We start from the raw sequence: 20923 nt of genomic DNA, 5'->3' as shown, positions 1-20923 counted from the left end.
GCGGCCCCCCCCGCCGCCGGCGGCGCGCGGCGGGCCCCCCCCCCCGCCCCCCCCCCGCCCCCCCCCCCCGCCCCGCCCGCCCCCCCGCCCCCCCCCCCCGGGGGGGGCCCGCTTCCGTTCTGGGGGGCGGACACCCCGGCGGCGTGCCGCGTCAGGGGCGCGGTTCGCCGCCCTGCTCGTGCTCGTGGAGCACCTCGCGGTCGGCCTCGTTGAGCGCCGCCTCGCCCTCGTCGCCCTCGGCGATGACCGCGTCCTCCTCGAACGACATGCGCAGGTTGCGGCTGAAGAAGCGGGTGATCGAGGCCAGCACGATGAAGCCGACGGCCAGCCAGAGCATCCCGTAGAGCATCGCGTCGCCGCTGAGGTTGAGCCAGAGCAGCACGGTGAGGGCGATGCCGATGAGCGGCAGCACGATGTTGCGGAAGACCTGCGCGAACCCCTTGACCTGCTTGTTGCGCACGGCGAAGTGCAGGATCACCGTGAGGTTCACGATCGTGAACGCGATGAGCGCGCCGAAGTTGATGAGCGTGAAGATGAAGTCGAGGTCGGCGACGGCGGCGCCGAGCGAGACGATGCCGACGAAGATCACGGCGACGGCCGGCGTGCGGAACTTCGGGTGCACGAACGAGAAGAAGTGCGAGATCGGCCCGGTGCCGTTGCGACCCATGACGTAGATCATGCGCGAGACGCTCGCGTGCGAGGCGAGGCTCGACGCGACCGCTGCGGCCACCGCGGCCGACACGAAGAAGATCTGGAAGATGATGCCGCCGACCGAGTTCGCGATCTCGGGCAGGGCCGTGCCCTCGAAGCCCGCGTCGGTCGGGAAGAGCGACTGGGTGAACCAGGCGGCGGTGAAGAAGATGAGCCCGCCGAGCACGAGGGCGAGCACGATCGCCTTCGGCACGGTGTGCGCGTCCTTCGCCTCCTCCGTGTACATCGTGATCGCGTCGAAGCCGATGAATGAGAAGCACACGATCGTCGCCGCGCTCACGACCGCCATGATCTGCACGTTCGCGTGCCAGAACGGCTCGAGGCTGAACGGCGTGCCGTTGCCCGCGCCCTGGTTCAGGGCGTTCCAGGCGAGCACGATGAACACGCCGATGAGCACGATCTGGAAGATGAGCAGCGTCGCGTTGACCCGCGACGTCGAGCTGATGCTCCAGAGGTTCAGCAGGGTGATCACCGCGACGTAGCCGACGACCCAGATCCAGCCCGGCACCTCGGGGAAGAACGACTCGAGGTACTGGCGCACGAGCAGCGCGTTGACGAGCGGCAGCAGGAGATAGTCGAGCAGGGCCGTCCAGCCGACGATCCAGCCGACGTTGGGGTGGATCGTCTCCGAGGCGTACGTGTACGCCGACCCGGCCGACGGATAGACCCGGGTCATTCGCCCGTAGCTGATCGCGGTGAAGATCATCACGACGAGCGCGACGAGGTACGCGAGCGGCACGACACCACCGCTCGCCTCCGAGACGTAGCCGAACGTGTCGAAGACGGTCATCGGCGTCATGTAGCCCAGGCCGAGGCCGACGATCGCCCATAGGCCGAGCGAGCGCTTCAGCGTCGGGTTCGCCATCGTGGCGGTTCGGGTCATCATCGATCCTCTCGGGTCTTCGTTGTCGAGCAGGGTGACGCTACCCGATCGCGAACCGCCGAGCCCCGACATTGTGTCCAGCGAAGCGCGACGAACCCTCCACTGTGTCCATCACCCCCACGGGTGAGCGTTCTCAGCGGAGCACGTCACGGGCACTCCCGGAAAACAGTGAAGGCGGCTCGCAAGCTGCGAACCGCCTTCTTCCGTGCGCCCGGAGGGACTCGAACCCCCAACCTTCTGATCCGTAGTCAGATGCTCTATCCATTGAGCTACGGGCGCATCAGATGCCGCCTGCCGCAGGCTTCGCGATCAGGCAACCACGTAACTCTAACCCAAGCCGCGTCGGTTCGCCAATCGAGGGTCGCGCCGGCCCCGAGGCATCCCACCGCCGCCTCGACCGATTCGCGCGCGACGGTCGCGACGGTCGCGACGGTAGGAAGAATCGTGGGACACCCCGCGCCGAGGCGGCGACACGCCGCCGCTTCGGCAGAAGTTCCTACATTCGGGCCTCGAGACGATTCGGATGCCGCGGCGAGGGCACCGAGGCACCCGAATCGCCCGGCGTCCGAGCGGGCACGGGCACGGGCACCGGCACGGGCACGGGCACGGGCACGGCCACGGGCACGGGCACGGCCACGGGCACGGGCACGGGCACGGGCACGGGCACGGGCACGGCCACGGCCACTGCCACGGCCTAGCCCTTGACGGCGCCGCCGAGACCGGCGCCGCGGAGGAACAGCCGCTGGAACACGAGGAACAGCGCGACGGGGATGAGCGTCGAGATCGCGAGCGCCGCGAGGAACACGTCGAGCTCGGTCTGCGACTGCACCGCCGGCAGGCGCACCGACAGGGGCTGCACCGCGGGATCGGGCAGCACGAGCAGCGGCCAGAGGAAGTCCTTCCAGGCGGCGATCACCGCGAACACCGAGACGACGCCGAGAATGGGCTTCGACATCGGCAGCACGATCGACCAGAACACCCGGAAGGGCCCCGCGCCGTCGGTGCGGGCCGCCTCGAACACCTCGCGCGGCAGCCCGTCGAAGAACCGCTTCACGAGCAGGATGTTGAACGCGTTCGCCGCGGCCGGCAGCCACACCGCCCAGTACGTGTTGAGCAGCGACGTGTCGATGAGCGGCGGGTGCAGGATCGTCAGGTACAGCGGCACGAGCAGCACGACCGCGGGGATGAACAGCGTCGCGAGCACGAGCGCGTTCAGCACCGGCGCGTACTTCGGCCGCAGGATCGACAGCGCGTGGCCGGCCGTCGTCGCGATCAGCAGCTGGAAGAACCACGATCCGGCCGCCACCCAGATCGTGTTGAGGAAGTACTGGTCGATGTGGATGTCGTTCCACGCCTGCTCGAGGTTCGCCCAGTCGATGCCGTTCGGCCAGAGTGCGAACGGCTGGGTGAGCGTGTCCTGCGTGGGCGTGACGGCCGCCTTGGCGAGCCACAGGAGCGGGCCGAGCCCGGCGACGACGAGCCCGGCGAAGAGGAACACGTGGATCGCGCCCATCGACGCGCGGACGCCGCCGCGCCCCCGTTCGTGCTCGGAGACGATGCCCCGGTCGCCCCCGTCCTCCTGGGCACCCCGGCCGCGCCGCGTCATCCGCGACAGGCGTGCGCGCAGCGTGATGGAATCCGCCGTCGTGGCGGGGGCCGTGCCCTGCGCGGTGGTCAATTCGTGCTCCAACGGTCGGTCAGCTTGAAGTAGAGCCAGCTCAGCAGGCCCAGGAAGACCGCGAGCATGAGGCTCAGCGCGGTCGCCTCCCCGTAGTCGCCGCCGAGGCTGTTCTGGAAGGCGTAGCGGTAGATCAGCAGCAGCACGGTGAGGGTCGAGTTGTTCGGTCCGCCGCCCGTGAACAGGTACGGCTCGAGGAAGACCTGCGCGGTGCCGATGACCTGCAGGATCAGCATGATGAAGAGGATGCCGCGCAGCTGCGGCAGCGTGACGTGCCAGATCTTGCGCCAGATGCCGGCGCCGTCGACCTCGGCGGCGTCGTAGAGCTCGGGCGGCACCGCGATGAGCGCCGCGAGGTAGATGATGATCGACCCGCCGGCGGCGGCCCACGTCGCCTCGATGACGAGCGACGGCATCGCCGTCACCGACGACTGCAGCCACGGCTGGGGCGGGATCCCGACCCAGCCGAGCACGGTGTTGAAGACCCCGTCGGGGCTCGCGTTGTAGAACACCTTCCAGAGCAGCACCGCGACGACGGGCGGCACGACGACGGGCAGGTAGGCCAGGGCGCTGTACAGGCCCTTGCCGCGGCGGACCTCGCTCATCAGCACCGCCATGAGGATCGGCAGCGGGAACCCGAACACGAGCGCGAGACCGGCGAAGTACAGCGTGTTGAGCACCGCGGTGCCGAGGTTCGGGTCGCTCAGCACACGTGCGAAGTTGTCGAGCCCGACCCACACGGGCGGCGTGATCAGGTTCGTCTTCTGGAAGCTCATGACGACCGCCTGCGCGATCGGGCCCCAGCTGAAGACCCCGAACACGACGAGCATGGGCGCGAGGAACGCGAGGTTCCACAGCCCGCCGCCGCGCACCCAGGTGACCGGAGTGCGGCGACGGCGGCGCGCCGCCGCACTCGGCTTCGAGGGCCCGGGATGCCGCGGCAGGGCCTCCGCCGCGGCATCCCGTTCGATCATCGTGGTCACTGGTCGAGCAGGGCCTGCGCGTCGACGTCGACCTGCTTCAGCAGCGCGTCGATGTCGGCGTTCTCATCGGTCAGCACGGCCTGCACGAGGTTGTCCATGAGGGCGTAGATCGGCTGAGTCTGCCCCTTGAACTCACCCACCGGCGTCTGCTCGAAGATGCCCTCGGTGAAGCCCGTCATCTGGTCGAGCGGAACGTTGACGTAGGGGGCGATCCACTCCTGCGACTCGAGGTAGGTCTCCTTGTCGAGCACGGGCAGCACCGGGGTGCCGACCGCCTGGTCCGACTCCGACAGCGCCTTCGCGTCGGCGACCGCCGCGTCCTCGTTCAGGAGCTTCTGCATGTAGTACCAGTCGATCCACTTGACCGCCGCGGCCTTCGTGTCGTCGTCGAGCGTCGGCGGCATGACCGCGATGTCGCCGCCGCCGAGCACGCCGCCGCCGTTCTCCGTCGGGATCACGGTGAGGCCGTAGATGTCGGGGCTCATGCCGAAGTCGCGCACGAGCGCCGTGTAGACGTCGGAGCCCGAGGTGTACATGCCGAGGTTGCCGGCGGCGAACTCCTGGTTGATGCTGCCCCAGTCGAGGTCGAAGGTCGACCCCATCGAGTCATCCTCCCAGCGGAGGTCGTGCAGGTACTCGAGCGTCGCCTTCGTCGCGTCGTTGTCGATGGTCGACGTGTAGCTGCCGTCGTCGTTGGCCTGCTGCAGCGACGCGCCGCGCGAGTCGGCCTGCACCGAGAGCTGCCAGCCGCCGGTGTTGCCGGCCGCCATCGTCGCGTACCCGGCCTTGCCGGTCTTCTCGGCGATGGTCTTCGCGGCTGCGCGCACCTCGTCCCACGTGGTCGGCGGGTTGTCGGGGTCGAGCCCGGCCTGCTCGAACAGGTCGCGGTTGTAGTGCAGGCCGTTGGCGTACGCCTGCCGCGGGAAGCCGTAGATCCGGTCGTCGCCGCCGGTGACCTCGTCGAGGATGATCGGGTTGAACTTGTCGGAGTACCCGAGCTCCTGCAGCTCGTCGGTCACGTCCATCAACTGGCCGTTCTCGAGCAGCGTCTTCGTGTCGGTGAAGGGCACGGTGAACACATCGGGCAGGCTGCCGCCCGCCAGCTGGGCGGCGAAGGTCGGCGCCGTCCATTCGTACTCGAGGCCGACGACGTCGATGTCGGGGTTCGCCTTCTCGAACTGCTTCTCCTGCTCGGCGAAGGCGTCGTAGGCGGCCTGGTCGGCGCCGGGCGGGAAGGTGGCGACGCGCAGTTCGAGCTTGCCGTCGTCGCCGCCCGCATCGGCGCTGCAGGCGGCGAGCGAGCCGGCGACCACGAGGGCGGTGAGCCCCGCGATCGCGATGCTGCGTGATGACTTCATTGTCCTGTTCCTTTCGGTGCTGTGCTGGGTGGTGCGGATGGTGCGGTTCCGGGGTGGTGCGATGGTGCGGTTCAGGGATGCCTCGGCGCCGGCGCGACGCGCAGCCAGGCCGTCGCATCGGCGGGGAGCAGGCCCGCCTCGAGCGGCGAGCTCGCGAGCAGGATGCTCTCGTGGTCGGGCAGCGCGACGGCCGCCCGCCCGAGGTTCGTGATCGAGACGAGGTCGTCGCCTCGGCGGAAGCAGAGCACGTCGGCGCCCGCGTCGATCCACGTCATGGGCCCGTCGCCGAGGGCGGCCTCCCGCTTGCGGAGCGCCAGCGCCTGGCGGTAGAGCCAGAGCATCGACGATGGGTCGGCCTGCTGGGCCTGCACGGTGAGCGACGCCCACTCGGCGGGCTGCGGCAGCCACGGTGCGGCCCCGTCGGGGCCGAACCCGAACGGCGCCGTCGTGCCCCGCCAGGGCAGCGGCACGCGGCATCCGTCGCGTCCGGGGTCGACGCCGCCCGAGCGGTAGTGCATCGGGTCTTCGAGCACGTCGCGCGGCAGCTCGACCTCGGGCAGTCCGAGCTCGTCGCCCTGGTAGAGGTAGAGCGAGCCGGGCAGCGCCGCCGTGAGCAGGGCTGCGGCCCGGGCCCGGCGCGTGCCGAGCTCGACGTCGGTGGGGGTGCCGAAGCGCTTCTTCGCGAAGGCGAACGACGAGTCGTCGCGGCCGTACCGGGTGACCGGCCGGGTCACGTCGTGATTCGACAGCACCCAGGTGCTCGGGGCGCCGACGGGCGCGTGCGCGGCGAGCATGAGGTCGATCGAGGCGCGGAGCTCACCCGCCGCCCACGGCCGCGACATGAAGTCGAAGTTGAACGCCGTGTGCATCTCGTCGGGACGCAGGTAGGCCGCGAAGCGGGCGGCGTCCGGCACCCAGACCTCGCCGACCAGCACGCGCGTGCCGTCGTACGAGTCGGCGATGCGCCGCCACGAGCGGTAGACCTCGTGCACCTCGTCGCGATCCTCGGTGGGGTGCTGCCCCGGCGCGACCGTCTCGGGGACCTCGCGGAGCTCCGGGTCCTTGATGAGCAGGCCCGCCGAGTCGATGCGCACGCCGGCGACGCCGCGGTCGAACCAGAACCGCAGGATCTCCTCGTGCTCGGCGCGCACGTCGGGGTGGTTCCAGTTGAGGTCGGGCTGCTCGGGGGTGAAGAGGTGCAGGTACCACTCCCCCGGCGTGCCGTCGGGGTTCACCGTGCGGGTCCACGTGTCGCCCTGGAAGTTCGAGACCCAGCGGGTCGGCATCTCGTCGCCGTTCGGGCCCTTGCCCGGGTGGAACCAGAAGCGCTCGCGCTCGGGGCTGCCGGGACCGGCCGCGAGGGCGGCTTCGAACCAGGGATGCCTCGAGCTCACGTGGTTCGGGACGATGTCGATGATCGTGCGGATGCCGCGCTCGGCGGCCGCGGTGATGAGGCGCTCGGCGTCGGCGAGCGTGCCGAAGGCGGGGTGGATGTCGCGGTAGTCGGCCACGTCGTAGCCGCCGTCGGCGAGGGGCGACGGGTACCAGGGGTTGAACCACAGGGCGTCGACGCCGAGGTCGGCGAGGTAGTCGAGCCGGCTCAGCACGCCGCGCAGGTCGCCCGTGCCGTCGCCGTCGGAGTCGGCGAAGCTGCGCACGTACACCTGGTAGATGACGGCACTGCGCCACCAGAGCGGATCGTGCGCGAGGGCGGGCGGCACGGTTCCGGCGGCGGTGAGTGGCATGGTCACGCGGTCGTTCTCCTCGAGTCGGGCGGGCTTCGCGCCGGACCGTGGGAGACGCCGGCGTCGATGCGCCTCAACGTAATGAGAGCAACAGAATGATGCAACTATTCAACAATCGAGCACAGATTTGCGACAGCTTGCGTCGACTTGCGGCAGTCGTTTGCACGAACAGGTCGGTCGAGTGGGCGCGCGGCGCCGTATCGAGACCAGCGGCGCAGGGAGCGGTGGTCTCGATACGCGGTTCGCGCTACCCGACCGACCGCGCCGGCGCCGGCGCCGTCGACCCGCGCACCACGAGCTCGGGCGCGAAGAAGACCTCGTCGCCGATCGTGCGCTCGCTCGACATCTGCCGCATGAGCAACTCGATGATCATCTTGCCCATCGACTCGATCGGCTGGCGCACCGTCGTGAGCGGCGGCTCGGTGCAGTTCATGAGCGCCGAGTCGTCGAAGCCGATCACCGACACGTCCTCGGGCACGCGCAGCCCGGCCCGCCGGGCGGCCCGCACCGCACCGAGCGCCATCGGGTCGCTCGCGCAGACGATGCCGGTGACCCCTGCCGCGAGCAGCTTCGCGGCCGCGGTCTGCCCCGACTCGAGCGAGTAGAACGAGTGCACGATGCGACCGTCGGGCAGGTCGACGCCGAGCCGCTCGGCCGTCGCGAGCGCGGCCGCGAGCTTGCGCCGCGACGGCACATGGTCGCTCGGCCCGAGCAGCAGCCCGATCCGCTCGTGGCCGAGCTGTGCGAGGTGGCCGAGCGCCTGCTCGGTCGAGACGGCGTCGTCGCACGACACGGTCGCGAAGCCGATGCCGTCGATCGGCGCGTTCACGAGCACCGTCGGCAGCTTGAGCTCGCGCAACCGCTCGTAGTGGTCGTGGTTCACGTCGGCCTGGGCGTACGCGCCGCCCGCGAAGATGACGCCCGACACCTGCTGGTGCAGCAGCAGCTCGACGTAGTCGGACTCGGAGATGCCGCCCGCCGTCTGGATGCAGAGCACCGGGGTGAAGCCGTTCTGCGCGAGCCCGCCGCCGATCACCTCGGCGAGCGCGGGGAAGATCGGGTTCTGCAGCTCGGGCATGACGAGCCCGACGAGGCGGGCCCGCTCGCCGCGCAGCTTCGTCGGGCGCTCGTAGCCGAGCACGTCGAGCGCCGTGAGCACCGCGTCGCGCGTCGACGGCGAGACACCCGGCTTGCCGTTGAGCACGCGGCTCACGGTCGCCTCGCTGACTCCGACCTTGCGTGCGACGTCCGCGAGCCTTCTCGACATGGCGGCAATGCTACGCGAACGCTTGCAAGAACTCGACAAGATCACGAGGCGCGAGGGGATGCCTCGTCAACCCCTTGCCCGCGCGCCCGGCACGACGGCAGCATCGAGCCGAGGGGGGTCGGCATGACGAAGGACGCGACCGAGGCGCCCGCCGCGAAACCCGGCGAGCGGCGAGCGGTGCGCTGGCTGCACGAGCACGCCCTGATCATCGTGTGCCTCGCCGTCTTCGTCCTCTGCGTGGCGGGCATGGCCGCCAGCGGGTTCCAGGTCGCCAACGAGGAGCGGCTCGATCACGGCGCGGGCGCGGTCGGCCTCTTCGAGTACCTGGGCTCCGGGCAGTTCGTCGAGGCGACCTTCGAGAACTGGGAGTCGGAGTTCCTGCAGATGGGCGCCTACGTCGTGCTCACGGTCTTCCTGTTCCAGAAGGGGTCGAGCGAGTCGAAGCCGCTCGGCAAGAAGACCCCGCAGGACGAGGACCCCCGCGACGCGACCGTCGGGCCGGACACCCCGTGGCCCGTGCGCCGTGGCGGGTTCGTGCTCGTGCTGTACGAGAACTCGTTGGCGATCTTCTTCTTCGTGCTCTTCGGGCTGTCGTTCGTGCTGCACGCCGTCGGCGGTGCCGAGGCGTACTCCGAGGAGCAGGCGCTGCACGGCCTGCCCGGCGCGACGGCCTGGGAGTACCTCGGCACCGCCCAGTTCTGGTTCGAGTCGATGCAGAACTGGCAGAGCGAGTTCCTCGCCGTCGCCGCGATCGTCGGGGCGTCGGTGCTGCTGCGCCAGCGCGGCTCGCCCGAGTCGAAGCCGGTCGCGACTCCGCACCACGAGACCGGCGCCTGAGCCCCTCCCCTCGCACCCTGCCGCGGGACTAGAGTTCGAGCATGGGCAAGCTCATCTACAACTCGTCGAACCGCGAGCTCGACATCGACGACCGCACCCTCGCCCACCTGCGCATCGCGATCATCAACAAGCTGCGCCGCTCCGAGAGCTTCGCGATGACCTGGGAGCACGGCATCGCCAACGGCAGCGGGCGCACGACGCTCTGGCTGAACGAGTCGATCCCGCTGCAGTTCGTGTTCAGCGGCAACCGGCCCCCGAAGCTCAACCGGCTCTGGGTCGAGCAGATGCTCCTCTCGGCGAACAGCACCGCGGGTCTCCAGAACGTTCCCGAGCCCGAGGAGAACGAAGAGTTCGACGGCGAGTGAGCGGCCGGCCGAGGCTCAGTCGACCGCCTCGATCTGCGTCAGCACGAACCGCTGCTCCGCCTCGGTGAGGCGGTCGGGCGCGGACGCCCCGGTGATGGCCACGATCTCCGCGACGACCAGTTCGTCGAGCGGGCCGGTGAGGTCGTCGAGCACGCGATGCCGCGCCCTGATGGAGAGATGCGGCCACCAGCGTTCGATCGCCGGCAGGCCCTCGTCATGGCCTTCCATACGCCATCACCTCCGCGGACCCGCACCGGATGCGTGCCCTGGTTCCCGTCTACCAGCACCGACGCCGAGCGGCAAGCCCCTCGCCGCTCGGCGGGGCCCCGCCTAACGTGCTCGACGAGGCACGCGATGCCTGCCGGGCTCCCATCGGCGCCCGGCGAACGCAGTGGAACGGAGGAACGACCATGACGACGACCGTGACGGCGACGACCGAGGTGGAGGTTCCCATCCGGGTCGCCTACGACCAGTGGACGCAGTTCGAGTCCTTTCCCGAGTTCATGACCGGCGTCGAGTCGATCACCCAGCTCGACGACGAGCTCACCCACTGGGTGGTCTCGATCGGCGGGGTGCGCCGCGAGTTCGACGCCGAGATCGGCGACCAGGTGCCCGACGACCACGTCGCGTGGCGGAGCTCAGGCGAGGTGGTGCACCGCGGGCGCGTCGAGTTCACGCCCGAGGGGGCGGATCGCACGCGCGTCGACCTCGAGCTCGAGTGGGAGCCGGAGGGCTTCGTCGAGCATGCCGGCGCCGTGCTGCAGATCGACGACCTGCAGGTCAAGAACGACCTCCGCCGCTTCAAGGAGTTCGTCGAGCGACGCGGAAGCGAGACCGGCGCGTGGCGCGGCGAGGTCCACGGGGGCGAGGCGACGAGCGACGGCGGATACGTACCCGGCCGGTCGCCCCGGCGAACCGGTGACGACGGCGTCAGCGGTGCGGATCCCGACATCGTCACCTGAGCGCGTCAGCCGGGCGACGGCGCCCGTTGCTCCGACCGGCGGCCGGTCACGACCCCGGAACCGGAGCGACGGGTGCGTCCTTGCGCGCGGAACCCGCCTCGTCGCCGCCGTCGCCGCCCGCGATCTCCTGCACGTCGACGCCGACCTGCACCGGTTGCTCCGCGATGGTCTCGATCGGGTCGGTGTCGAGATGCTCGGGAATCAGCAGGATGCCACCCGTGGTGTTCGCCGATCGCATGAGGTCCTCGATCCACTTGCGACTCAGTTCAGGCGGCTCGGGCTCGTCGAACACGAATCGCAGCGGGATCGACGCGTGCAGCCACAGCGTGCTGCGACCCCGCGGCTGCTCGTCGGCATGCCGCCATGAGAGCGTGAAGCTCTCACCGCGGCGCAGCTTCGTGATGATCGCGACCTTCAGATGCGCGAGCGCGCGGTCTTCGATGCCGATCGGGGTACCCGAGTCGCCGTAGTAGAGAGTGCCCACAGGATCACCGTATTCCTCTCCGCCGCACTGGGGGCCCGGAGTCGGGACGAGCGGCCTGCGCACATCCCACACGTGCGAAGCCCCGCATGTCAATCCCCTGCCGTCGCACCCGTCGCTCTGCCTACGGTTGCGTGGATCGAAGGAGGCGAGATGTCTGACCAGCTCATCGACCCGACGACGAAGCACACGACCGACCGGTTCCCGCGGCAGGAGCAGGAACCGCCCGGCCTCACCGGGGCGATGGCCCCGCTGCCCGACCACGGCGAGCAGAGCTACCGCGGGAGCGGCCGGCTCGAGGGCCGCCGCGCCCTCATCACGGGCGGCGACTCGGGCATCGGGCGCGCCGTCGCCATCGCCTTCGCCCGCGAGGGTGCGAGGGTCGCGATCGCCTACCTGCCCGAGGAGCAGGCCGACGCCGACGAGACGGGCGTCTGGATCTCGGACGCCGGCAGCGACCCACTGCTGCTGCCCGGCGATCTCCGCGACGAGGCGTACTGCGTGAAGCTCATCGAACAGGTCGAGCAGGCGTTCGGAGGGATCGACCTGCTCGTGCTCAACGCCGCGCACCAGCGCGATCGCGGCGGCATCGAGGGGGTGCCGAGCGACGACTTCGAAGACGTGATGCGCGTGAACCTGTTCGCCCCCGTCTACCTCGCGCGCGCCGCGGTGCCGCGGATGGATCCGGGCTCGAGCATCATCACGACCGCCTCGATCCAGGCCTCCGACCCGTCGCCCGCGATCGTCGACTACGCGATGACGAAGGCGGCGCTCGTGGCGTTCACCTACGCCCTCGCGGAAGAACTCGGTCCACGAGGCATCCGGGTCAACGCCGTGGCGCCGGGACCGGTCTGGACCCCGCTCATCCCCGCGACGGGATGGCCCGACAAGCTTCCCGGCTTCGGCAAGAACACGCCCATCGGCCGGGCCGGCCAGCCGGCCGAGCTCGCCGGCGCCTACGTGTACCTCGCCTCCGACGAGGCGTCGTACACCTCGGGCGCGATCGTGCCGGTCACCGGCGGACGCCCGCTCTGAGCAGGCGGGGAGGAAGGAGAGGACGATGCCCGGACGCAGGAACTCATCGCTCAAGGATCCCGAGCTCTACGAGGAACTCCGCGAGGACGGCGCCTCGAAGGAGAAGGCCGCGCGCATCTCGAACGCGGCGGCCAAGCAGGGGCGCAGCGCGGTCGGCCGCAAGGGCGGCCAGCACGGCGACTACGAAGAGTGGACGGTCGACGAGCTGAAGCGCCGCGCGAAGGAACTCGGCCTGCACGGCTACAGCGACAAGCGCAAGTCCGAGCTCATCTCGGCCCTGCGCAACCACTGAGCGCGCCGGCCTGGTGCGCCGGGGATGCCGCGCCTCAAGCGGGTCGAGCCCTACGTCTCACCCGGGTACACCAGGGTGAGACGGGGGCGCGGCTTCAGCTACGTCCACACCGACGGCGGTGCCGCCGGACGCGCGGAGCGTGCGCGGATCGCCGACCTCGCCGTTCCGCCGGCATGGAACGAGGTGTGGATCGCCGACGCCGCGAACGCGCACATCCTCGCCGTCGGCGTCGACGCCGCGGGCCGCCGCCAGTACCTCTACCACCCGGCGTGGCGCGAGCGGCAGGACGCCGAGAAGTTCCAGCGCATGGCCGAGCTCGCGCGCGTGCTGCCGACGGCACGCCGCAGTGCGCGCGGCGACCTCGCGACCGAGGGGATGCCTCGTGCCCGCGTGCTCGCGGCCGCGTTCACGACGCTCGACCTGGGCGGGATCCGGATCGGCTCCGAGGAGTCGCTCGCGGGCTTCCGCAATCGCGGCCTCACGACGCTCCTCGTGCGCAACGCCGCCCTCGAGACGGCCGAGACCGTGCGCTTCCGGTTCCGCGCGAAGGGCGGCATCGCACAGGAGCTCCGGGTCGCCGACGCCGGGCTGGCCCGGTTCGTCGGCGAGGCCGGAGAGCGCTCGGCGGCGGCGCGGCTGTACGCGTGGGCGGACGGCCGCACGATGCGCGCCGCCTCACCCTCCGACGTGAACGACGACATCCGCGCTCGCACCGGCGGCGAGTTCACGGCGAAGGACTTCCGCACGCTGCGCGGCACGCTCGTCGCCGCCGAGCACCTCGCCGCGCTCGGGCCCGCGACGAGCGCACGGGCACGGGCCGCCTCGGTGCGCGACGCGATCGAGGAGGCCTCGCGGGCGCTCGGCAACACGCCGGCCATCGCGCGTGCGAGCTACGTCGACCCGCGCATCGTCGAGGCGTACGAACGGGGCGCCGTCGTGGCATCCGGTCGTGATCGCGAGCGCCGCCTGCTCGACCTGCTCGACGGCTCCGCGTTCGCCGGGTGAGCTCGGCGCGCGCCGCGAGGTCGCCGCCCGCGACCGGCGCGAGTCGCCAGAAGGTGTCCTTCGCCGGCCGCGGAAGCGCAGTTTTCGACGACTCGATCCCGTGTGTGAGGGTGGGCGCGGGCTCAGTCCTCGCGGCGCACGTCGGCGGGCGACTTGTCGGGGCGCAGGCCCCGCCAGCGCGGGTGGCGGGCGACGCCCGTGCCCGTCCACTCGCCGAACTCGATCTCGCCCACGAGCTCGGGGCGCACCCACACCGCGTCGCCGACGTCGGCGGCGGGCACCTCGATGAACGGCGAGCGCGGCTGCGCCAGCCCGTCGAGCCGCTCGAGCAGCCGGTCGAGCTCGCGCTCGCGGAACCCCGAGCCCACGCGCCCCGCGTACTCGAGGCCGTCGTCGCCCGGGATTCCGACGAGCAACGACCGGATGCGCCCCTGACGCGTGCCCACGCCGCGCCGATACCCGCCGATCACGACCTCCTGTGTGCGGGTGAGCTTGAGCTTCAGCCAGTCGTCGGTGCGCACGCCCGGGCGATACGGCGAGTCGGCCCGCTTCGCCATGATCCCCTCGAGCCCGAGCAGCCGGCTCTCCTCGAGCGCCTCCTCGGGCGAACCCTCGGCGGGGGCCGGCACCTCGACGGGGATTCCGCGGCGCGGGTGCACGAGCGCCTGGAGCCGCGCCCGGCGCTCGAGGTACGGTTCGTCGACGAGCGCCTCGCCTCCCGCTTCGAGCACGTCGAACACCAGCAGTCGCACCGGCACGGATGCCGCGGCGGCGGCGATCTCGCGAGCCTTGGTGAGTCCCATCCGCTGCTGGAGCACGCCGAACGACGGACGACCGGCCTCGTCGAGCGCGACGATCTCGCCGTCGAGCAGGGCGTCGCCGTCGACGATCTCGGGCAGTCGGTGCAGTTCGGGATATCGGGCGGTCACGTCGACGCCGTTGCGGCTGTGCAGGCGCACTTCACCGTGTTCGACCCGGGCAAGGGCTCGGATGCCGTCCCATTTCCACTCGAGCACCCAATCGCCGCCGCGCAGCATGCCGAGCGTGCCCGCGGTCGCGAGCATGGGCTTCTCCGCGACCCGGCCCGCCGGTGGTCGAGCGGCGAGCGACGAAGGAGCACGACCCGCCGGTTGCGCAGCGCCCGACGAAGGAGGGCGCGTATCGAAGCCAGGTGATCCGACCTCGGAACCGGTGGCCTCGATACGCCCCTCCGTCGCTGCTCGACCGACCGGGCCGCCCTGCTCCTTCATGCGGTGCAGCAGCCACGAGCTCTTCTCGCCGCGGCCGTCGGTGCGGATGAGCGCCAGCCGCACCCGCCCGAGCGGGCCTCCTGTGGTCCCCTCGAGGGTGAAGATCACCTCGTCGTCGCGCCATTTCTCGACGTCGTAGACCCCTGTGTCCCAGACCGTCATCGAGCCTGCGCCGTACTCCCCCTTCGGGATCGAGCCCTGGAACGTCAGGTACTCGATCGGGTGGTCCTCGGTCTGCACGGCGAGGTGGTTCGTGCCCGAGCTCTCCGGCACCCCCTTCGGCACGGCCCAGCTCTTCAGCACGCCGTCGCGTTCGAGTCGGAGGTCGAAGTGCAGCCGCCTCGCGTGATGCTCCTGGATGACGAACCGCGCACCCTCGCCCGGTGGCCGAGCACCGGAGGCGGGCATGGGCTCGGGCGTTCGCCCCGCCCGGCGCATCGAACGGTACGTCGCGAGCGGGTCGGGCCCCGAGTCATCCCCCAGGTGCGACATGGGGTCGCCCTGCTCGGCGACCCGCTCGAGCACCTCGTGGGCCTCGAGGTGCCGCAGTCCCGGGTCGTCGAGCTCCTCCCACGTGCGCGGCACCGCGACGGTCGGCCGATGCCGGCCGCGCAGCGAATACGGTGCGATCGTCGTCTTCTTGCCGTTGTTCTGGCTCCAGTCGATGAGCACGCGCCCCGTGCGCAGCGACTTGCGCATGCTCGAGACCACGAGCTCGGGATGGTCGGCCTCGAGCGCGCGGGCGAGCTCGTGCGCGACGGCCGACACCTGCTCGGAGGTCTGCCCGCCGTCGAGGGCCGCGTAGAGGTGGATGCCCTTGCTGCCGCTCGTCACCGGCATCGCGTCGAGCCCCATGCCGCCGATGAGCTCGCGCACGTGGCGGGCGACCTCGGCGCACTCGGCGAGCCCCGTGCCGGGGCCCGGGTCGAGGTCGAACACCATGCGGTCGGGGTCGGCCGCCGAACCGTCCGCCGCGAAGCGCCACTGCGGCACGTGCAGCTCGAGGGCGGCCTGCTGGGCGAGCCACGCGAGCGTGGCGCGGTCGCCCGCGATCGGGTACGTCTTCGGCCCGTCGGCGTGCTGGATGACCCCCCGCCTGATCCACTCGGGGGCGTGCCCGGCGAGGTTCTTCTCGAAGAAGGGCGTCTCGGGGTCGTCCTCAGTGCCGACGCCGTGCACCCAGCGCTTGCGGGTGACCGGACGACCCGCGACGTGGGGCAGCATGAACGGGGCGATCTCGGCGTAGTACGAGATCACCTCGCCCTTGGTCATGCCCGTCTCGGGATACATGACCTTGTCGAGGTTCGTCAGCCTGAGCCTCCGGCCGTCGACCTCGACGAGTTGCCGCTCCCCTTCGGCCATGCCCCCATCCTGCCGGGTCGCGGCGCGAGCGTCATCTCCGCCCGGCCGCGCGACACGGCACGACGTCAGCGGCGGGCGGGCGGGCCGAGCGCGGGGGTATCGCCCAGGCATCCCTCGGGTGTGTACTGGTGGGTATGCGAGCCGTCTGGAAGGGGGCGGTCACATTCGGCCTCGTCAATGTGCCCGTCAAGTTGTACAGCGCGACCGAAGACCACGACGTGTCCCTGCACCAGGTGCACGACGAGGACGGCGGGCGCATCAGGTACCAGCGCAAGTGCGAGGTGTGCGGCAAGGTCGTCGCCTACCAGAACATCGACAAGGCCTTCGACGACGGCGAGCGCACCGTCGTCATCACCGACGACGACCTGAAGTCGCTGCCCGCCGAGCGCAGCCGCGAGATCGAGGTCGTCGAGTTCGTGCCGAGCGAGCAGATCGACCCGCTCATGCTCGACAAGAGCTACTACCTCGAGCCCGACTCGGCGTCGAACAAGGCCTACGTGCTGCTGCGCGAGACGCTCGAGTCGACCGACCGCACCGCGATCGTGCAGATGGCGCTGCGCCAGAAGACGCGCCTCGCCGCCCTGCGGGTTCGGGGCGACGTGCTCGTCGTGCAGACCCTGCTCTGGAGCGACGAGGTGCGCGCGGCCGAGTTCGCCTCCCTCGACGAGCCCGTGAAGATCTCGACCAAGGAGCTCGACCTCTCGAAGCAGCTCGTCGAGAGCCTCGTCTCCGACTTCGAGCCCGAGCAGTACGTCGACGAGTACCAGAAGGAGCTGCGCACCCTCATCGAGGCGAAGCTCGAGCAGGGCGAGGCGCTCGACACCGCCGCGACCTTCGGCGAGGAGCCCGAGGAGGGCGAAGGCGGCGAGGTCATCGACCTGATGGAGGCACTGCGTCGGTCGATAGCCGACAAGCGGGGCGGCGCGAGCGGCAAGGGCGGCGCGAAGTCGGGCGGCAAGAGCACGTCGAAGGCGGATGCCTCGGCGAAGCCGAAATCGTCCTCGAAGGCGAAGTCGGCGGCCGACAAGCCCAAGAAGACGAAGTCGGCCTGATCACCGGACGCACCGCACCGCACGGCACGGCACCGCCCCGCACGCGGCATCGGCACCATGTCGGCAGACGAAAGCGCGCGGCACCCGATGGACGGGTGCCGCGCGTTCGCAGGAGTGCAGCGGAGGCGTTACTCGCCCTCGCACGCCTGGGTGACCGTGATGGACGCAGCCTGGATGTCGCCGGTGACGGCGGCCTGCGCGTCGGCGTCGGCCTCGAAGTTCTCGTCGGGCGCCGTCGGGAGCGTCTTCGCGTAGTCCTCTGCCGCGGTGACCTTCTCCTGGAGGGTTGCGATCGCTGCGGAGATGTCTTCGTCGTCGGCGTACTCGGTGGCGAGGTCGTCGAGACGCTGTTCGTAGCCGTCGAGCTTCTCGAGCACGGCCGCCTGCTCGGTGCCCGTGATGACGGCGTTCTGCGCGCCGTTCGAGATGTCGCGCACGGCGACGCGAACGGTCTCGCACTCGTCGGCGGCAGCGGTGCTGCCGCCGTCGTTGCCGCCGTTCGAGGCGCAACCGGTGAACAGGAGTGCACCGGCGAACAGGATCGCGGTGGTCTTCATGATTTTCTGCATGGTGGCATGTCCCCCAAATCGAATGTGACGTCAGAAGTCTAGTGAGGTGCCACCGACATGGCAGCGCCATCGCCCGGCGCCACCCCGCCGGCACCGGGCGACGGCGCGGTCTTGCACCCCCGTCAGGCGCGCCCCGGCGGATCGTCGTCGTCGAGGATCGCCGGGATGCTGCCCGTCGGAATGATCTTCACCTCGCGGCCGTCGGCCGCGATGAGCTTGCCTCCCATGTAGTAGTCGCCGTCTTCGAGGGCGGTGAGCTCCTCCTCGCGCACCATGCGCGGCGGCGATGCGACGAATACCGAGGAGTCCTTCGAGTTGCCCGCCTTGATGTGGTTGAAGAGGATGTTCAGGAGGATGGCCGAGACCGCGGCCGACGAGATGCCCGAGTGGAAGATCGTCGAGAACCAGCTCGGGAAGGCGTCGTAGAACGCCGGCGCCGCGATGGGCAGCATGCCGATGCCGATCGACGTCGCCACGATGATGAGGTTCATGTTGCCGCGGTAGTCGACCTTCGACAGCGTGCGGATGCCGCTCGCCGCGACGGTGCCGAAGAGCACGATGCCGGCGCCGCCGAGCACCGCGGGCGGGACTGCGGCCACGACGCGCCCGAGGATCGGCAGCAGGCCCAGCACGATCAGGATCGCGCCGCCCGCGCTCACCACGAAGCGGCTCTTGATGCCGGTGATCGCGACGAGGCCGACGTTCTGCGCGAACGCGCTCTGCGGGAACGAGTTGAACAGCGGCGAGATCATGCTCGAGAGCATGTCGGCGCGCAGTCCGTTGCCGATGCGCTTCGCATCGACCTTGGTGCCCACGATCTCGCCCACCGCGAGGATGTCGGCGGTGGTCTCGGTGAGGATCACGAGCACGACGATGAGCATCGACACGATCGCGGCGAGGTCGAAGACGGGCGGCCCGAAGGCGAACACCGTCGGGAACGCGAAGACCGGGCCGGTGCCGACGTTCGAGAAGTCGGCCATGCCGAGCGGGATCGCGGCGAGGGTGCCGACGACGATCGCGAGCAGCACCGAGAGGCGCGAGACCGCGGCGTTGCCGAGCTTCGAGAGCAGCAGCACGACGAGGAGGGTCAGCGCGGCGAGCCCGACGTTCGCCATGCTGCCGTAGTCCTCGGCTTCGCGGTTGCCGCCCATCGCCCAGTTGGCGGCGACGGGCAGCAGCGAGAGGCCGATCATCGTGATCACGGTGCCCGTCACGACGGGCGGGAAGAACCGGATGATCTTCGAGAAGATCGGCGTGATCAGGAACCCGATGGCCGCGGCGACGAGCACCGCGCCGAAGACCGCCTGGATGCCGCTGCCGTTGACGATCGCGACCATGGTGGCGACGCTCGCGAACGAGACGCCCTGCACGAGCGGCAGCTGAGCCCCGAAGAACGGGATGCCGATGGTCTGGAGCAGGGTCGCGACGCCGCCCACGAAGAGGCAGGCGGCCACGAGGAGCCCGATGTCGCTCGCCGAGAGTCCGGCCGCCGAGCCCACGATGAGCGGCGGGGCGATGATGCCGCCGTACATCGTCAGCACGTGCTGGAGCCCGAAGGCGAATGAGGTGGCGAGCGGCAGCCGCTCGTCCTCGGGGCGTGGTGCGTCCGCGGTGCCGGCACCCTGCACCCGGGCCGCCCGCTTCGTGATCTTCATGCTCATGCGACGCACCGCGCCCCCGAGCCCAAGGAGAATGCTTCAAGCCTCACTGCTTGTCCTTCGTCCGTGGCCTCCGCCGTGTTTCCACAATGCGGAAGTCGTTTTCCACTGAGTGAAGACATTGAACGCCGCGTCAGATCATCTGTCAACCCCCTGCACGACGAACGGCTCAGCGGGGGACCGCTGCCGCCGCCGAGCTTCCGGGTTCGGCGGGCGGCTCGCCGTGCGAATACGCGCCGATGGCGCGCACGAAGACGAGGAGCCACGCGAAGAGCAGGCCGGCGACGATGAACTCGGTGCCCGTCAGATTGAAGTAGCCGATCGGCACCCACAGGACGACCGCCACGAGAATGCCGATCACGACGAACAGCGAGAACCCGGCGACCTCGGCGGGCAGCCCCGGCAGCAGCCGCACCGCGCACAGCACGAACACCACGAAGATGACGACCATGCCCGACGCGGCGCCGACGTGCAGGGGCACGCTCACGGCATCGGGCACGACGCCGGCGACGATCAGGCAGATGCCGATGCCGGCGAACAACCAGGCGAGCGTGCGCACGCGCCCGGCCGGCGCGACGCCGCGTGCGACGAGCCCGAGCTCGAGGTCGTGCCCGACGTAGTTCGCGAGCACGGTCATCACGAGCCCGGTCAGGATGAGCGCGAGGTTGAACCGATACGCCGAGCTGTCGTCGACGTTGCCGAGCTGCGAGAAGTGCAGCTGCCACCACGACTCGTCGGGCGAGCTGAGCATGCTCGCCATCGTGCCGATGAACAGCACGAGCGTCGCGAGCGTCGCGAGGCCGTCGGTCGTGACGCGCGCGCCCGACAGGGCCGCCGCATACGTCGCGGCCGCCGCCGCGGCGCCCGCGAGCGCTCCCCCGCCGAGCGCGTCGACCGTGAGGCCTCGGAACCCGAGCTGGAACAGGTTCGCGACCGCGAGCACCACGAGATAGGCGAGCATCGCCATCGCGAGCGACATCGCGAGGAGGTCGATCAAGCGCTTCACCATCGGCAGCCTGCGTCGCCACAGCGCGTGTCCGCGCCACGACTCGATGATGAAGGATGCCGCGAAGGCGAGCCCGGCGCACGCCGATGCGATCCACCCGGCGAGGTTGCCGAGCGACGGACCGCCGCCCGCGAGCGACCACCGCGAGCCCGCCATGACGACGACGGTGATGAGCAGGCCGCCGACGAGGGCGGCGAGGCCCCAGCGTTCTGCCCGGGCCTCGACCCGCGCCGCCGGACTGCCCGCGATCGCGTCGCGACGCGCCGGATGCGAGTGCGGGATCACGGCGCCTCCTTCGCGAACGGTGCTCGGGCGGTGACGCTTCGATTCTCGACCGCGAGCGCGGCGCTGCCGCTGATGCCGCGCGGGAATCCGTCGGGTCCGACTACTCCCGCTCGATCGGCATCCAGAGCTCGGTGGCCCC

The 20923-nt window shown here is 70.5% G+C and carries 19 protein-coding genes, 1 tRNA gene and 1 pseudogene; 7 read left to right on the top strand and 14 right to left on the bottom strand.

Translation table 11 applies throughout. The features are described from left to right. Nucleotides 1–151: 151 nt before the first annotated feature. The 8 genes from ACFWGP_RS09505 to ACFWGP_RS09470 all read right to left on the bottom strand — a co-directional run bounded on the left by ACFWGP_RS09505 (nucleotide 152) and on the right by ACFWGP_RS09470 (nucleotide 8625). The gene (locus ACFWGP_RS09505; protein ID WP_275506099.1) at nucleotides 152–1594 is read right to left on the bottom strand and encodes an APC family permease; all 1443 of its coding nucleotides are present in this window, start codon (nucleotides 1592–1594) and stop codon (nucleotides 152–154) included. A 206-nt stretch (nucleotides 1595–1800) separates the two neighbouring features. Next, nucleotides 1801–1873: transfer RNA gene (locus ACFWGP_RS09500), tRNA-Arg, on the bottom strand. A gap of 217 nt (nucleotides 1874–2090) precedes the next feature. Continuing rightward, the gene (locus ACFWGP_RS09495) at nucleotides 2091–2285 is read right to left on the bottom strand and encodes a hypothetical protein (RefSeq protein ID WP_376930762.1); all 195 of its coding nucleotides are present in this window, start codon (nucleotides 2283–2285) and stop codon (nucleotides 2091–2093) included. A 3-nt stretch (nucleotides 2286–2288) separates the two neighbouring features. Further along, the gene (locus ACFWGP_RS09490) at nucleotides 2289–3200 is read right to left on the bottom strand and encodes a carbohydrate ABC transporter permease (protein ID WP_376931045.1); all 912 of its coding nucleotides are present in this window, start codon (nucleotides 3198–3200) and stop codon (nucleotides 2289–2291) included. Nucleotides 3201–3268: 68 nt separating this feature from the next. Then, the gene (locus tag ACFWGP_RS09485) at nucleotides 3269–4246 is read right to left on the bottom strand and encodes a carbohydrate ABC transporter permease (protein WP_275506776.1); all 978 of its coding nucleotides are present in this window, start codon (nucleotides 4244–4246) and stop codon (nucleotides 3269–3271) included. A gap of 5 nt (nucleotides 4247–4251) precedes the next feature. Beyond that, entirely contained in the window at nucleotides 4252–5613 is a 1362-nt protein-coding gene (locus ACFWGP_RS09480; RefSeq protein WP_275506098.1) for an ABC transporter substrate-binding protein, read from the bottom strand. Between the two features lie 71 nt (nucleotides 5614–5684). Continuing rightward, the gene (locus tag ACFWGP_RS09475; protein WP_376931044.1) at nucleotides 5685–7358 is read right to left on the bottom strand and encodes a glycoside hydrolase family 13 protein; all 1674 of its coding nucleotides are present in this window, start codon (nucleotides 7356–7358) and stop codon (nucleotides 5685–5687) included. 247 nt (nucleotides 7359–7605) lie between these two features. After that, nucleotides 7606–8625, bottom strand: coding sequence for a LacI family DNA-binding transcriptional regulator (locus ACFWGP_RS09470; RefSeq protein WP_376930761.1), 1020 nt, complete (start codon nucleotides 8623–8625; stop codon nucleotides 7606–7608). A 123-nt stretch (nucleotides 8626–8748) separates the two neighbouring features. On the opposite strand from ACFWGP_RS09470, the gene ACFWGP_RS09465 reads away from it, so the two are divergent. Both ACFWGP_RS09465 and ACFWGP_RS09460 read left to right on the top strand, forming a co-directional pair. Then, nucleotides 8749–9462: a DUF6766 family protein gene (locus ACFWGP_RS09465; protein WP_376930760.1), complete on the top strand. Its 714-nt coding sequence runs from the start codon at nucleotides 8749–8751 to the stop codon at nucleotides 9460–9462. A 41-nt stretch (nucleotides 9463–9503) separates the two neighbouring features. Beyond that, on the top strand, nucleotides 9504–9827 hold the full coding sequence (locus tag ACFWGP_RS09460; protein ID WP_231428913.1) for an ATP-dependent DNA ligase: 324 nt from the start codon (nucleotides 9504–9506) through the stop codon (nucleotides 9825–9827). 15 nt (nucleotides 9828–9842) lie between these two features. On the opposite strand, the gene ACFWGP_RS09455 is transcribed toward ACFWGP_RS09460, so the two are convergent. Then, complete coding sequence (locus ACFWGP_RS09455) at nucleotides 9843–10055, bottom strand: hypothetical protein (RefSeq protein ID WP_231428914.1); 213 nt, start codon at nucleotides 10053–10055, stop codon at nucleotides 9843–9845. Nucleotides 10056–10237: 182 nt separating this feature from the next. On the opposite strand from ACFWGP_RS09455, the gene ACFWGP_RS09450 reads away from it, so the two are divergent. Beyond that, nucleotides 10238–10789, top strand: coding sequence for an SRPBCC family protein (locus tag ACFWGP_RS09450; protein WP_308191602.1), 552 nt, complete (start codon nucleotides 10238–10240; stop codon nucleotides 10787–10789). A gap of 178 nt (nucleotides 10790–10967) precedes the next feature. Here the strand turns inward: ACFWGP_RS09450 and ACFWGP_RS09445 are convergent. Further along, nucleotides 10968–11273 (bottom strand): annotated as a pseudogene (locus ACFWGP_RS09445) (hypothetical protein); the annotation flags it as partial. 150 nt (nucleotides 11274–11423) lie between these two features. Between ACFWGP_RS09445 and ACFWGP_RS09440 the strand changes: the two are divergent. Genes ACFWGP_RS09440 through ACFWGP_RS09430 form a run of 3 tightly spaced genes read left to right on the top strand, consistent with a single transcriptional unit; the run spans nucleotide 11424 to nucleotide 13602 of the window. Further along, nucleotides 11424–12305, top strand: a complete 882-nt coding sequence (locus ACFWGP_RS09440; protein WP_231428915.1) for an SDR family oxidoreductase — start codon at nucleotides 11424–11426, stop codon at nucleotides 12303–12305. Between the two features lie 25 nt (nucleotides 12306–12330). Next, nucleotides 12331–12597 (top strand): Rho termination factor N-terminal domain-containing protein, encoded by a 267-nt coding sequence (locus ACFWGP_RS09435; protein ID WP_231428916.1) that lies wholly within the window; start codon nucleotides 12331–12333, stop codon nucleotides 12595–12597. 24 nt (nucleotides 12598–12621) lie between these two features. Next, nucleotides 12622–13602 carry a DNA topoisomerase IB gene (locus ACFWGP_RS09430; RefSeq protein ID WP_231428917.1) on the top strand — a complete coding sequence of 327 codons (981 nt, stop codon included), beginning with the start codon at nucleotides 12622–12624 and terminating at the stop codon, nucleotides 13600–13602. Nucleotides 13603–13724: 122 nt separating this feature from the next. On the opposite strand, the gene ACFWGP_RS09425 is transcribed toward ACFWGP_RS09430, so the two are convergent. Continuing rightward, nucleotides 13725–16214 (bottom strand): ATP-dependent DNA ligase, encoded by a 2490-nt coding sequence (locus ACFWGP_RS09425; RefSeq protein WP_376930759.1) that lies wholly within the window; start codon nucleotides 16212–16214, stop codon nucleotides 13725–13727. 134 nt (nucleotides 16215–16348) lie between these two features. Between ACFWGP_RS09425 and ACFWGP_RS09420 the strand changes: the two genes are divergently transcribed. Next, the gene (locus ACFWGP_RS09420; RefSeq protein WP_376930758.1) at nucleotides 16349–17266 is read left to right on the top strand and encodes a Ku protein; all 918 of its coding nucleotides are present in this window, start codon (nucleotides 16349–16351) and stop codon (nucleotides 17264–17266) included. A gap of 128 nt (nucleotides 17267–17394) precedes the next feature. Here the strand turns inward: ACFWGP_RS09420 and ACFWGP_RS09415 are convergent, their stop codons facing one another. From ACFWGP_RS09415 to ACFWGP_RS09405, 3 genes are all read right to left on the bottom strand, one after another. Further along, complete coding sequence (locus tag ACFWGP_RS09415; RefSeq protein ID WP_231428920.1) at nucleotides 17395–17823, bottom strand: hypothetical protein; 429 nt, start codon at nucleotides 17821–17823, stop codon at nucleotides 17395–17397. A gap of 134 nt (nucleotides 17824–17957) precedes the next feature. After that, complete coding sequence (locus ACFWGP_RS09410; protein WP_376931043.1) at nucleotides 17958–19490, bottom strand: nucleobase:cation symporter-2 family protein; 1533 nt, start codon at nucleotides 19488–19490, stop codon at nucleotides 17958–17960. A gap of 172 nt (nucleotides 19491–19662) precedes the next feature. Further along, nucleotides 19663–20784, bottom strand: a complete 1122-nt coding sequence (locus ACFWGP_RS09405) for a DUF998 domain-containing protein (protein WP_231428921.1) — start codon at nucleotides 20782–20784, stop codon at nucleotides 19663–19665. Nucleotides 20785–20923 lie beyond the last annotated feature (139 nt).

The organism is Agromyces sp. NPDC127015 (genome assembly GCF_042725165.1).
GTDB classification, from domain to species: Bacteria; Actinomycetota; Actinomycetes; order Actinomycetales; family Microbacteriaceae; genus Agromyces; species Agromyces chromiiresistens.
The sequence above is the reverse complement of the archived record's forward strand: the minus strand, read 5'-3'. Positions and strand labels throughout refer to the sequence as shown.

Bases quoted from the DNA above. Each gene is read 5' to 3' on its own strand.
- ACFWGP_RS09505 (WP_275506099.1), bottom strand. From the start codon at position 1,594: ATGACCCGAACCGCCACGATGGCGAACCCGACGCTGAAGCGCTCGCTC.
- ACFWGP_RS09490 (WP_376931045.1), bottom strand. From the start codon at position 3,200: ATGACGCGGCGCGGCCGGGGTGCCCAGGAGGACGGGGGCGACCGGGGC.
- ACFWGP_RS09485 (WP_275506776.1), bottom strand. From the start codon at position 4,246: ATGATCGAACGGGATGCCGCGGCGGAGGCCCTGCCGCGGCATCCCGGG.
- ACFWGP_RS09480 (WP_275506098.1), bottom strand. From the start codon at position 5,613: ATGAAGTCATCACGCAGCATCGCGATCGCGGGGCTCACCGCCCTCGTG.
- ACFWGP_RS09475 (WP_376931044.1), bottom strand. From the start codon at position 7,358: ATGCCACTCACCGCCGCCGGAACCGTGCCGCCCGCCCTCGCGCACGAT.
- ACFWGP_RS09470 (WP_376930761.1), bottom strand. From the start codon at position 8,625: ATGTCGAGAAGGCTCGCGGACGTCGCACGCAAGGTCGGAGTCAGCGAG.
- ACFWGP_RS09465 (WP_376930760.1), top strand. From the start codon at position 8,749: ATGACGAAGGACGCGACCGAGGCGCCCGCCGCGAAACCCGGCGAGCGG.
- ACFWGP_RS09460 (WP_231428913.1), top strand. From the start codon at position 9,504: ATGGGCAAGCTCATCTACAACTCGTCGAACCGCGAGCTCGACATCGAC.
- ACFWGP_RS09455 (WP_231428914.1), bottom strand. From the start codon at position 10,055: ATGGAAGGCCATGACGAGGGCCTGCCGGCGATCGAACGCTGGTGGCCG.
- ACFWGP_RS09450 (WP_308191602.1), top strand. From the start codon at position 10,238: ATGACGACGACCGTGACGGCGACGACCGAGGTGGAGGTTCCCATCCGG.
- ACFWGP_RS09440 (WP_231428915.1), top strand. From the start codon at position 11,424: ATGTCTGACCAGCTCATCGACCCGACGACGAAGCACACGACCGACCGG.
- ACFWGP_RS09435 (WP_231428916.1), top strand. From the start codon at position 12,331: ATGCCCGGACGCAGGAACTCATCGCTCAAGGATCCCGAGCTCTACGAG.
- ACFWGP_RS09430 (WP_231428917.1), top strand. From the start codon at position 12,622: ATGCCGCGCCTCAAGCGGGTCGAGCCCTACGTCTCACCCGGGTACACC.
- ACFWGP_RS09425 (WP_376930759.1), bottom strand. From the start codon at position 16,214: ATGGCCGAAGGGGAGCGGCAACTCGTCGAGGTCGACGGCCGGAGGCTC.
- ACFWGP_RS09420 (WP_376930758.1), top strand. From the start codon at position 16,349: ATGCGAGCCGTCTGGAAGGGGGCGGTCACATTCGGCCTCGTCAATGTG.
- ACFWGP_RS09415 (WP_231428920.1), bottom strand. From the start codon at position 17,823: ATGAAGACCACCGCGATCCTGTTCGCCGGTGCACTCCTGTTCACCGGT.
- ACFWGP_RS09410 (WP_376931043.1), bottom strand. From the start codon at position 19,490: ATGAAGATCACGAAGCGGGCGGCCCGGGTGCAGGGTGCCGGCACCGCG.